Origin of the sequence: Anaerobiospirillum thomasii (genome assembly GCF_900445255.1) — a bacterium.
GTDB classification, from domain to species: domain Bacteria; phylum Pseudomonadota; class Gammaproteobacteria; order Enterobacterales; family Succinivibrionaceae; genus Anaerobiospirillum_A; species Anaerobiospirillum_A thomasii.
On sequence record NZ_UAPU01000006.1, the window covers coordinates 200001 to 212504 of the forward strand.

The window sequence follows — 12504 nt, forward strand, 5'->3', positions numbered from 1 at the left end:
GATACTATTGTTGAGGAGTACAAGCTAAAAGATGGCAATGTCAGTCTGTATCAGGTTGAAGGCACCTTCACTCAGCCCAATGCCACAACCTGCAGCGCCATGCTTGAGTTTGCCCGTGAGTGCTCACAGAATATGCATAATACCGATCTGCTTGAGCTCTACTGTGGCTCTGGCACCTTTACCACAGCTCTTGCCCCCTATTACAGACAGGTACTGGCAACCGAGGTGGCCCGCGTGCCTACACAGACAGCACTTAAAAACCTCAGGCTAAACCATATAGACAATACCAAACTTGTGCGTCTGTCTGCCCTTGAGGTCACTCAGGCTCTAAACAAGGAGCGTAGCTTTAACCGCCTTAATGAGCAGGATATTGATCTTGATGCTTATAATTTTAAAACTCTGCTTATAGATCCGCCTCGAGCCGGACTTGCAAGTGAGGAGGCTTTGAGCTTTACTGCAAGATTTGACAGAGTCATCTATATTTCATGCGGACCTGAGTCCTTTGCCTCAGATCTCTCCTATCTGATCAGGACTCATGATATTGTCAAACTCTCATTTTTTGATCAGTTTCCATATACATCACATCTTGAAAGTGGTGCCCTTCTTGTCAAAAGGGGTAGTGACAGAGGATGATAATATGGCCTTATAGGATTATCTTTAATGCTTTGATATCCTAGCTATTTAAGCTTATGTTATTAAAGGGTTTTTGATTAACTATAAGTGCAGATTACACTGCAGGAATTTAAAAAGGCAGGTTTATTGTATAAACCTGCCTTTTTTAATTTAAAAGACTTTATAAACTATATTATTCCATATAGTTTTCAGGCATTGGAATGGTGGCAACACCTGAATCAACAGCAGCCTGAGCTACAGCCTTGGATACTTTCTTTAACAGACGTGGATCCATTGGCTTTGGAATTACATAATCAGGACCAAACTCAAGTTTATCAACCTGTGCAGCCTTGACTACCTCAGCAGGAACAGGCTCCTGGGCTAACATACGTATTGCATGCATAGCTGCCTTTTTCATCTCGATATTGATGCATGTGGCTCTTACATCAAGAGTACCTCTAAAGAGGAATGGGAAGCACAGTACATTGTTGATCTGATTTGGATAGTCAGAACGGCCTGTACCCATAATAATGTCAGGACGTACTCTGGCTACAAGCTCTGGATCTACCTCAGGATCTGGGTTTGAGCAGGCAAAGAGCACAGCCTTAGGAGCCAGATTCTTAACATCTTCTTCAGATACGAGGCCAGGACCTGAAACACCAAGCAGCACATCAGCATCCTTTAAGGCCTCTGACAGGGTCTTAGGACCTGCGTCATTGATGAAGTTTGGCTTCTCACCGTTGTTATACTGCGGTCTGTCAGATCTGATAACACCATGTCTGTCAACCATGAAGAACTTGCTCTTGTCAGCGCCGCTGGCTAACAGCAGATTGGAGCAGGCAACACCTGCAGCACCTGCACCTACGCATACAACTTTACAATCTTCAATCTTCTTGCCCTGCAGCTCAAGAGCATTGAGCACACCTGCACAGGTAACAATAGCAGTACCGTGCTGATCATCGTGGAATACAGGAACTTTGCAGCGCTTGATTAATTCGCGCTCAATCTCAAAACATTCTGGGGCCTTGATATCCTCAAGATTAATACCACCAAAGGTATCAGCAATGCACTCAACAGTTTTAATAAACTCATCAACAGTGTCGTGCTTGACTTCAATATCAAAAGCATCGATGCCGGCAAAGCGGTTAAACAGTAGAGCCTTGCCTTCCATAACTGGCTTTGAGGCCAGAGGACCAAGATTTCCAAGACCTAAAATAGCAGTACCATTGGAAATAATAGCAACAGAATTGCCCTTGCCTGTAAATCTATATGCATTGGCAGGATCTTTGGCAATCTCACGTACAGGCTCTGCCACACCTGGGCTGTAGGCTAAGGTTAAATCTGAAGAGGTCTCTGCAGGTTTTGTTACTACAACACCAATTTTGCCAGGTTTTGGGAACTCATGATAGGCGCATGCAGCATCATGTAGCTTTGTATTTTGATCCAAGGTAATACTCCTTTAAATATTTGATAAAGTAACTTTTAAACCTTTCATAGTGTAAAACTAAAAATGAAAAAAAAATACTAGATATTTCATGTTTACAGATAAATTCATTTATGTTTTGTATAACCTAGATCCCGTAATTTAATATAGGGTATCACTTAAAGTAGTGTCAAGCCAAAAACTGAGGGTCGGCACTACCCCTTCTTTATATCTAAGAAACTTATAGGGATGTTAAGAGTCTCTACTAGCTCTTTCTGTTGCTTTGAAAGGGAGCTTGTTAGAACCCAGCTTTCCCCATATTTTCTACAGGTAATGTCAGATAACCGAGCAATAGCACTATCTAAACCAATACGAGAGATCTTTAGATAAGGTCTTAGCTTGTTATCAAGCATGCGTCGAATAATAAGCGCAATGAAGGCTATAAACAACTTGCCGTATATGCTTTCTTGACTCTTAACCTCGAGTCTTTCATAGAGAATATCGTTCTTGAAGACACTGAAAGCTTTCTCAACGCAATCTTTAGCTCTATAGATATCAAGCACCTCTTGTGGCGATAAATCATTGCGTGTACAGAACAAAGCAAAACATCCACAAAGTTCCAGGATCTCAGAGTAGTGCTTTTCCTTGATCTCAAAACTTAAAATCTCGTTCTTTTCATTTACATTAATATGAAAGAGCTGAGAGTATTGCTTGTACCTATTTGGACCAAGGCGAGTTGCAGATCTTAACTCTTCACTAATTTTAGATACATACGAGCTCAAAGATGCTTCATCTCTTGAGGTTGAAAGTGGAGACTTATACATCATAAGTCTTGTATTTATGCGGCCAATATTGTAGTCCTTAACAGAGCAGCGTATAGTCTCATCACTGCGCTGAATAAGGATTGTATTTTCTGATAATGGATTTCGTCTCCAGTTCAAAACCTGTTCTCTAATGTCCTTGCAGAAGTCAAGAGGAGCACCAACAATAAAGTCACAGCCATGAGCTCTTGCATTATCAAGAGCGTCCCCAACAGCAAAACCTCCATCAATTACCAATGTTATAGGTACATCTAACTTAAGACCATTAGCTTTGGCCTGCTCTAAAACATATGGCAGATTTGTAAAATCATTAATTGAGCCATTGTAACAACTGAAATAAACAGGCAACTTGCGTTGAATGGTGCAAAACATACCTACATTTACTTGAGGAAGTCTTTCTTTATCGCGATTATATCCCCATGCAACCATAGGTAATGAAGTGGAGTAGTTTGATATCGATGTGACGTCATAGCAAATGCAGTCATCGGCACAACAGTACTTGATCCAGTCTTGAAAGAAATCATTGCACTCAACAAGGCTAATACTACGATAAAGCTGACTTAAAGCCTGAGAGGATATCACGCTGTCAGTAAAGCACATGTGTTTATCTGTAAAGTGATCAATGTTTGAAAGCCCACCAGGAGCACTAGCTGCAAAGAAGGATGCTACAGCAAGGATCTTGTTAGCCATGGACTCTCCAAATGCGTTCCTAAGCATCACATCAAGAGAATACTCTTTTGCAATAGAATGGCAGGCCAAGGTATATCCAAAAGACGTAATGTTTGCTTTACGTGCCGGCGCTGTAGATATATCTTTACAAGGCCGTCCAGGACCTTTTACAGTTGAGACTTTAGGAAGTGGGATTTTAAAAAAAGAGTAGTAGTTCTCATTTGGATGAAAAGTTTTAATTCCCTCAATATCTTCATTGCTTATCTTGCCAATTAAAAGTCTATCATGCTTAAGCTTACCATCAACGCGATAGCTCTTAATGCGATACTTTACATAGGTCTGGCCTTTTTTTTGCCTATGAAGCTCATATCTAGAGTCATTAGGTAAAGATATAGAAACATCAGTGTACAGCATATATGATACTCCATTAAATATATTTATAGGGTATCATAAAGTGCATAAAAAAACTAGCATATAAGTCTCAAAATCGCTTGTTTATGCTAGTTTTATGGTATTATAACGCTACCCCATTATGTTACCCTATAATTAATTTGGGGATTTAGGGTATAACTATGCTTAAGATCACAGCTCGATAATTTTTATCACTTCTTAGCCTTTGTACTTTTAATACACTTTTTTCAATGAAAGCAATAATTTCCATAGTAGTGCTTTTGCACTACCTGCTCTTATCTGTTTTAAAAGTTATGCGGCCATAAATAAAAACAAAGGTATATCTTAGATAAAATCTTTTACACAATGGACAGATAAACTCAAAAATCTGCTACTTTTATCATAGCTCTTTTAAGTATTGCTAGCTTTATTTATGAGCCCTGTAAATGAATGTCAGAGCTAAGGATTTAGATTTAATGTAGGGAAAATTGATGTAGGGGAAGTTGATGATGCCAAAATAAAAGGCCTCACGGCCTTTTATTTTAAGCTTGTAATTAAGCCTTGGCTTTTTGTGAAGCACGAGCCTTGTCAAACATAGCAAAGCGCTTCTTAAAGGCCTCAACGTTACCACCGGTGTCTACAATCTTCTGCTTGCCAGTGTAGAATGGGTGGCACTGTGAACAAACTTCGATATCAAAATCATGACCTGCAGTGGTGCGGATCTGGAACTTGTTACCGCATGAGCAGCGAACATTTACGAGCTCATACTGTGGATGAATATTAGCTTTCATTTAAAACCTCAATGCGTGTCGCCGTTTTTGCCACAACCTTGCGCAAAATACCACACGCCTATAAAAAAATAGAGTTGGCAAATTCTAATGTATCTTGCATAAAAGATCAAATTTTTTATGCAATATTTTGCGCATATTTATGCCATCCTACTTTGGTCCACAGCAGGCCCTGCTCAAAAGAGCACTCTTTTTAGCTATACTCTCAAGAAGATCTTGTTCATCAGACAGATTGTTTTTAATCTCCAAAGAAAAGACAGAACCAACGACAACACCATCGACACCAAGCGCATAAAGCTCCTGTATATCCTCACAGCTGCCAACACCTTTGCCCACAACAACTGGTGTGTCAGTAGCTGCCTTTAGTGTCTTAATCAAACTCTCAGGCCTTGTAAAGCTGATCCTGTCACCGCCAACCTTAACATCAGACAGAGCATAGATATATGACACATCACATGCGGCTATATCCTTAAGAGAGCTCTGAGTAAGATTTGATGAGGCACTTAGGATAAGAGAACACAGACTATCTGCCGCCTTTTTAAAATTGTGCATCTGCACTTGCAGCATAATATAGGGCAGATCAGGAATAAAAACAGCATCAATGCCACAATCATGACAACTTTGAAAAAAAGCCTGTACCCCATATACCACCAATGCATTGGCATAGACAGTAACAGCAATTGCAGTGCGCCTATCCGTCTGTCTGAACTTTTTAATAAGCTCAAAGCATGTATCTGAACTTGACCCTGCTGTCAGCGCTCTTTTATTAGATACAAGCACAGCCTCGCCTGCAGTGCCAGGATCTGAAAAGGCAAAGCCAATATTTAAAGCATCAGCCCCATTTGTAGCAAGCGTATGCATAATCTTAAGTGACAGATCAAAGCTAGGATCACAGCCTATAACATAAGGAATAAAGGCCATCTTGTTGTTATCACGAACTTTTTTGAAAGTCTCTGCAAATCTTTGTGGCATAAACTGCTCCTTATTCACCTAATATGTCATCAACTAAAATAGAGCCATCGTCATCAACAAGGCCTCTTTGATGCAAAATCTCATCGACATTGAATATATCCTTGTCACCGCGCCCTGAAAGATTAACAATAATTGACTGCTCCTTATCAGGATTGTCCTCTATCATTTTTATGGCATAGGCCAGAGCATGCGATGACTCCATTGCAGGAATAATGCCCTCTTTTTGCGAAAGCAGCACAAAAGCCCGCAGAGCCTCACTGTCAGTTGCACCCACATAGGAGACTCGTCCTATATCCTTAAGATAGGCATGCTCGGCACCAATTGATGGAAAATCAAGTCCAGCTGAGATTGAGTATGACTCAAGAATCTGTCCATCCCTATTTTGCATATTGTAGGCATAAGCTCCAAAGAATATGCCCTCAGTGCCAGTCTGCAGCACAGCACCGTGTTTGCCACTCTCAAGACCAAGGCCTGTAGGCTCCACACCATACAAAGGTGTATTGGTATCTAAAAAGGCTGCAAACATACCTATGGCATTAGAACCGCCTCCTACACAGGCAATGACAGCATCAGGTGCCCTGCCATCGTTAAGACGTTCAAATTCAGCCTTGGCCTCTATGCCTATAATTTTCTGAAATTCTTTGACCATGGTTGGATATGGATGCGGTCCTGCTGCTGTGCCCAACATATAATGTGTAGTGGCGCTGTTAGCTGCAAAATCACGCAAGGCTGCAGTACAGGCCTCCTTTAAGGTACCAAGACCCTCTGTCACCTCAACTACCTTTGCCCCCATAAGACGCATTCTAAATACATTAGGTTTTTGACGTTTTGCATCATGCGCGCCCATATAGATGACACAGTCAAGATCCAAAAGCGCACAGATTAATGCTGTGGCCACACCATGCTGACCTGCACCTGTCTCAGCAATAACACGTTTTTTACCTATTCTTTTGGCTAAAAGTGCCTGACCTATAACTTGATTGGTCTTGTGGGCCCCGCCATGGAGCAGATCCTCTCTTTTTAAATACAGTCGGCTTTTAGTGCCGGCCGTAAGATTGCGGCATAAGGTCAGCGGTGTAGGACGTCCTGCATAGGTATTTAAAAGATGAGTAAGCTCATCGGTAAAGGATTTGTCATTAAGAGCATCAACAAAGGTGTGCTCAAGCTCAAGCAGCACAGGAATCAGAGCCTCTGGTACATACATACCGCCGAATCTGCCAAAAAATGGATTTAATAAAGTCTGCATAACTACTCCTGATTATTCTTTATATTTTTAATGTCTACAAAGGCTCCGCCAAAACCCAGTTTCTTTAACTCTTCTATACCCTCTATGCTATTGACAGATACTATGCATCTGTCTTTTAAAGGTATAGTTAACAGGCTGTTTTCAAAGAAATAATTGTCTTTGCGCCAGGGCTCTGCCAAAGCCACAAAGGCCGTGCAGAAATCTTTATAGATGGAGGTAAATGCATCAAAACTGCAGGATCTTGGATCCTGTGCCACAAAAAGCTCAAGATCTGTGACAGCATTTTTTAAAGTCTGCAGATATTCAGAGGTATAAGTGCCAAACAGAATTACTGTTCTAAACTCATGCTTTAAAATGAAGTCTATAGCCTCAGATGGGGTTAGATCTTTTATACAGGCGGCAACTTCAAAACCTAAATCTGTACGAATATGCTCTAAAAGCGCTGCATAGTCTGTATGTATAAGTGAAGATTTAACTGACTGACACAGATTGAGCGCAATACAGGCTCCCTTATAATCTTTAAGAGTGTCATTACAAAGCTCATGTGTATCTTTTGCACTGATTACAAGTTTAAATGTATCCACGTTTTATCTCCGATTGTTCACCATAAAACTGCGGGTACAAAAAAACCCGCATTGCGCGGGCCCTTTATGTTTTTACAAAGCACAAAACCCCGCTATTGAGCGAGGGTCCACCATGAAGCTGTATTGTGACTTGTCAAAAACATATTAAACTCCTTTTTCTATGAATATAATATGTCCTGCTTTAAAAAACAATACCTATTTTTTAAGTTTTAAACAGTTCACTACTTTAGTGCGACAGGACTTTATTATCTGCAGTAGCTTAAAAATAATATATTTTTTTTACTCTTTATTTTCATTTATTCATTAATTTTTTTTATATAGTGTTAGACTTTAGTGCTATGAGCAAAAAAAGTATTATAGTAAGTGTGGCTCTTGACAGACCTCTGTTTTCCACATTTGACTACCTTGTTAAAACTACAGATGACAGTGGCAGCCTTATTGGCTGTAGGGTAGCTGTACCCTTTGGTCAGAGTAATGATATAGGTCTTATAATTGCCTGTCATACTGATACCAAGATTGAAAAGAATAAAATCAAGGAAGCTGTCTTAATCGATGACAAACCAATTACCTCAGCAGATGTCATCGACACTATAATCTTTGGCTCAAAATACTATCATTATCCTATAGGTCAGTGTTTTTCAGTGGCCATGCCTGGTCTTTTAAAACAGGGTGTAAGTGCCAGGATAGATGATATTGACTATCTTGTATTAAATGATGAGGTTACAGGCGTAAACTCGCGCTCTAAAAAACTGCTTGAGCTTTTTGATCTGCTTGTAAAAACCACTGACAGGGCTATGCCCTGCCGCGATCTCTCATTGCGCGGTTTTCCAAAACGCATACAGCAGCTGCTTATAGACAAAGGCTGTGCCAGTATTGTCTCAAAGGCAGAGCAGAGCATCGAGCTTGATAAAAACAATATTTTAAAAGAGCAGCCGCCACGTCCAAATCCTGAGCAGCAGTTTGCCATCAATCAGATTACCTGTGAGATGCTCTTTCATGTTTTTGTTCTAAACGGAGTTACAGGCTCTGGCAAGACTGAGGTATATCTGCAGGCTATACACAATACACTAAAGCAGGATAAATCTGTTTTGGTGCTTGTACCTGAAATTGCTCTGACACCGCAGACTCTTGAGCGTTTTTACAGACGCTTTAATGTGGGCATAAGTGTTATCAACTCATCTTTAAGTCCCAAAGAGCGTCTTGTATCGCATCTTAAGATGCTACACGGTCACAGCCGTATTCTTATAGGTACCAGATCGGCCCTTTTCACACCAATTAAAAATTTGGGCCTTATTGTTATTGATGAAGAGCATGACAATTCTTTCAAGCAGTCAGATGGCTTTAGATATCATGCCCGTTCCATAGCCATAAAAAGAGCACAGCTTAACAACTGTCCCATAGTTTTAGGTTCAGCCACAGTAAGCCTTGAAACAGCGCTTAACTGTATCAATCAGCGCTTTATAAAAATAGATCTTATGCACAGAGCAGGCGGGGCCTCCATGCCTGACTTTGAGATTATAGATCTTAAAAACGAGCCTTTGACTGAAGGTATAAAAACAGGTATTTCTCTGACCCTTGAGGAGCAGATTGGCATTGAGACAGTCAAGGGCAATCAGGTTTTACTGTTTTTAAACCGTAGAGGCTATTCGCGTCATCTTGAGTGTCACTCCTGCAGTCATATCTTTACCTGCAATCACTGTGACAATCCAATGACTGTGCATAAAAGCGCAAATAAACTGTGCTGTCATGTCTGTGACAATTATGAATTCCTGCCGCACAACTGCCCTGTATGCGGCAGCTCTGCTCTGCTTGAGACAGGCTTTGGCACTGAACAGGTTGAAAAATATCTAAAACTGCGCTATCCGGATCTGACCATTGAACGTATTGACAGAGACTCTGTTAAAAACAAAGAAGAGCTTGATCTTAAGCTTGACAGAATCAAAAGCGGCAAGGCCCAGATTCTGCTTGGCACACAGATGCTCTCCAAGGGCCATGATTTTCCAAATGTCACCTTAGTTGGCATTTTAGATATAGACTCAGGTCTTTACTCTGATGACTACAGATCGCGTGAGTATACACTGCAGCTTATAGTTCAGGTTGCAGGACGGGCCGGACGGGCCACCAAGGCAGGTCACGTCATCATTCAGAGCAATCATGTTGAGGATCCTCTGATTCAGACTATTGCCAATCCACACATAAGCTATTTTGCAACAGCATATGATCTTTTAACGCAGCGTGACATGATGGCACTGCCACCTTTTACGCAGCAGGCCTTTTTACTGGCTAATGCCTCAGACAGAGAGAAAGCTCATAAGTTTTTGCAGAATCTGCATGATCATATTGTCTGTCTGCCATGTGCCAATACTATAGATATAGGCCCTGTTGTCTCTGACAAGATGGAAAAGCGCCACAACCGCTACCACTTTCATATTCTTGTTACAGCCGGCAGGAGAGAACAGATGTCTTTATTCCTAGATTCAGTCGTGGCTATTTTAAAGCAGATTGGTAATACCTCCTCTGTTCGTTTTGCCATAGAAGTAGACCCGCAGACTATGTATTAAAAGCATAGTTAATATCATTTAAATGCTGTTTTTTGCTATACTAACAGCCATTATTTTGTACACAAATCCATTTTGGTATTTTTATGAAAAACCATATTTTAGAATTATTAAAATCAGGCATTAACAAACTATCTTGCGATAATACTATCGATCCCAAACTTTTAGAAAATATCCGTATAGACAGGACTAAAGACAAGTCCCATGGTGATTTTGCCACCAATATTGCCATGCTGCTTAGCAAGAGTCTGCGTCAGAAACCTGCAGATATTGCAAGACTCATCATAGACAATCTTGATAACAGCCCTATTATTGCCAAAGCTGAAATTGCAGGCCCAGGCTTTATCAACTTTTTTATAAGTAAAGATTATATTGCCAAGTCTCTTGGCGCTATGGCTGAAGATCCAAGACTTGGTGTCGGTGTGGCTGACAAAATTGACACTGTGGTAGTTGACTATTCAGCACCAAACGTAGCCAAGGAAATGGCTGTACATCATATACGCTCTACAGTTATAGGTGATGCTGTAGTAAGAGTGCTTGAGTTTTTGGGCCACAAGGTTATAAGAGCCAATCACGTAGGTGACTGGGGCACTCAGTTTGGTATGCTCATTGCCTATCTTGAAAAGAGTGAAAATGAGCAGGGCTCAGGTCTGGTGCTCTCTGACTTTGAAGCCTTCTACCGTGAGGCCAAGTGCCTTTACGATTCTGATGAGGCCTTTGCTCAAAAGGCCAGATCCTATGTAGTTGCGCTACAAAGCGGTGATGAGTACTGCTATAAGATGTGGCAGAAACTTGTAAATATGACCATGGAGCAGAATGAGGCCATCTACAAGCGCCTTGATGTGACTCTGACACAAAAGGATACCATGGGTGAATCACTGTACAATGACATGCTGCCAGTTATTGTAGATGATCTGGTCAAAAAGGGTCTTGCCGTTGAAAGTGACGGTGCTATGGTGGTTTATCTTGATGAGTATAAAAACAAAGAAGGCGATCCTCTTGGCATCATAGTACGCAAACAGGATGGCGGCTTTTTATATGCCACTACAGATATAGCCTGTGTCAAATACAGAGTTGAGCACTTCAACGCTACCCGTCTTATGTATTTTATCGATTCAAGACAGCATCAGCATCTTGAATCTGTCTGGCAGATTGCAAGACTTGCAGGTTATCTGCCTGAGAATGTTTCAATTGAGCATGATGCCTTTGGTATGATGCTTGGCAAAGATGGCCGTCCATTCAAGACCAGAAGCGGTGGTACAGTCAAACTAAAAGATCTGCTTGATGAGGCTCAAAGCCGTGTAGCTCAGATGTTAAAGGAGCGCAACAGCACCTTAAATGATGCCGAGCTTGATGAGGTTATACACAATGTAGCCATTGGTGCTGTCAAGTATGCCGATCTGTCTAAAAACAGACTTACCGACTATATCTTTGACTGGGATCTGATGCTCTCCTTTGACGGCAATACAGCCCCATACCTGCAGTATGCCTACAGCCGTATCAGATCAATATTCAGAAAATCAGACATGCAGCCTGGTACTATTGTTATTGCCCATGAGGCCGAAGAGGATCTGGCCTCAGCCCTGCTGGCCTTCCCTGATGCTGTAAACTCTGTGGCCAATAAGGCTATGCCGCATCTGCTGTGTACCTATCTGTTCTCTCTGTCTGGTACCTTTATGCGTTTTTATGAGGCCTGCCCTGTACTCAAGGACGGCGTGGATGACAAGACCAAACAGAGCCGTCTGGCCCTTTGCGATCTTACCGCCAAAGTATTAAAGCAGGGTCTGTCCCTCCTTGGAATTAATGTTATGGAGCAAATGTAATGCGAGCACAAAAGCCTTCATTTGATCTTGATGAAAGAAAAAAGAGAATTCTTGCTATTGCTGGTGTTGCAACTGTAGTTCTGCTCTTTGTAAGTTTTCTTGTCTCATTGACTACAGGAGGCGATGATAACAGCAACGCTGCGGTGCAGACCTCTGAGGAGATAACCCTTGAGGATAACTCACACAATACCTCGGTAAAAGTACCTGCCTCTGTGCGCTATAGCTATGATGCCCAGCCTGAGAGTGATATGAGCTCTGGCACTATTGAGCCTGATACTGTAGATCAGAATCAGGATCCTTTTGCCAATATGAACAGCTCAGAGAATACAGAGCAGGCAGCCCCTGTACAACAGGAGTCAGATCTGGCCCCTGGCATTGAGGAGCAAAAGCAGTTTTTATCCTATCTGTACTGTGGCTCTTTTGACAGCGATGGTGCTGCACAGCAGGAAAAAGCCAAAATTGCTTTTGCCGGCATTATTTCAACAGTAGCTTCATATAAAGGTACACTGACTTTAAAAATAGGTCCTTTTAACAACCGTGACGAGGCTCGTGCCAAATTTCACAGTTTAAGTGAAAAAGGCCTGCTAAGCACCTGTGAACTTGTAGACGAATAAGGTA

At 41.5% G+C, this 12504-nt stretch carries 10 protein-coding genes (1 of these 10 cut by a window edge); 4 read left to right on the forward strand and 6 right to left on the reverse strand.

The window, feature by feature from the left end:
* Window positions 1–633: the 3' portion of a tRNA (uridine(54)-C5)-methyltransferase TrmA gene (gene trmA / locus DRZ93_RS06730; RefSeq protein WP_113746166.1), read on the forward strand. 522 nt of this gene lie to the left of the window's left edge; only the last 633 of its 1155 coding nucleotides appear in the window; its start codon lies off the left edge, out of view; it ends in the stop codon at window positions 631–633.
* A gap of 172 nt (window positions 634–805) precedes the next feature.
* On the opposite strand, the gene DRZ93_RS06735 is transcribed toward trmA, so the two are convergent.
* The 6 genes from DRZ93_RS06735 to DRZ93_RS06760 all read right to left on the reverse strand — a co-directional run bounded on the left by DRZ93_RS06735 (window position 806) and on the right by DRZ93_RS06760 (window position 7505).
* A complete protein-coding gene (locus DRZ93_RS06735) occupies window positions 806–2059 on the reverse strand; it encodes a malic enzyme-like NAD(P)-binding protein (protein ID WP_113743171.1) in 1254 nt (417 codons plus the stop codon).
* 191 nt (window positions 2060–2250) lie between these two features.
* Window positions 2251–3939 carry an IS1634 family transposase gene (locus DRZ93_RS06740; RefSeq protein WP_113746167.1) on the reverse strand — a complete coding sequence of 563 codons (1689 nt, stop codon included), beginning with the start codon at window positions 3937–3939 and terminating at the stop codon, window positions 2251–2253.
* 530 nt (window positions 3940–4469) lie between these two features.
* On the reverse strand, window positions 4470–4706 hold the full coding sequence (gene rpmE, locus DRZ93_RS06745) for a 50S ribosomal protein L31 (RefSeq protein ID WP_113743173.1): 237 nt from the start codon (window positions 4704–4706) through the stop codon (window positions 4470–4472).
* A 147-nt stretch (window positions 4707–4853) separates the two neighbouring features.
* Complete coding sequence (gene trpA / locus DRZ93_RS06750; RefSeq protein WP_113746168.1) at window positions 4854–5675, reverse strand: tryptophan synthase subunit alpha; 822 nt, start codon at window positions 5673–5675, stop codon at window positions 4854–4856.
* A 10-nt stretch (window positions 5676–5685) separates the two neighbouring features.
* Complete coding sequence (trpB, locus tag DRZ93_RS06755; protein WP_113746169.1) at window positions 5686–6921, reverse strand: tryptophan synthase subunit beta; 1236 nt, start codon at window positions 6919–6921, stop codon at window positions 5686–5688.
* 2 nt (window positions 6922–6923) lie between these two features.
* Window positions 6924–7505, reverse strand: coding sequence for a hypothetical protein (locus DRZ93_RS06760; protein WP_113746170.1), 582 nt, complete (start codon window positions 7503–7505; stop codon window positions 6924–6926).
* Between the two features lie 338 nt (window positions 7506–7843).
* Between DRZ93_RS06760 and priA the strand changes: the two genes are divergently transcribed.
* The 3 genes from priA (at window position 7844) to DRZ93_RS06775 (ending at window position 12500) form a co-directional block, all read left to right on the forward strand.
* Complete coding sequence (priA, locus tag DRZ93_RS06765; RefSeq protein ID WP_113746171.1) at window positions 7844–10066, forward strand: replication restart helicase PriA; 2223 nt, start codon at window positions 7844–7846, stop codon at window positions 10064–10066.
* An 83-nt stretch (window positions 10067–10149) separates the two neighbouring features.
* Window positions 10150–11886 (forward strand): arginine--tRNA ligase, encoded by a 1737-nt coding sequence (gene argS / locus DRZ93_RS06770; RefSeq protein ID WP_113743179.1) that lies wholly within the window; start codon window positions 10150–10152, stop codon window positions 11884–11886.
* Window positions 11886–12500, forward strand: coding sequence for an SPOR domain-containing protein (locus DRZ93_RS06775; RefSeq protein WP_113746172.1), 615 nt, complete (start codon window positions 11886–11888; stop codon window positions 12498–12500). Before argS ends, DRZ93_RS06775 begins: the two co-directional genes overlap by 1 nt.
* Window positions 12501–12504 lie beyond the last annotated feature (4 nt).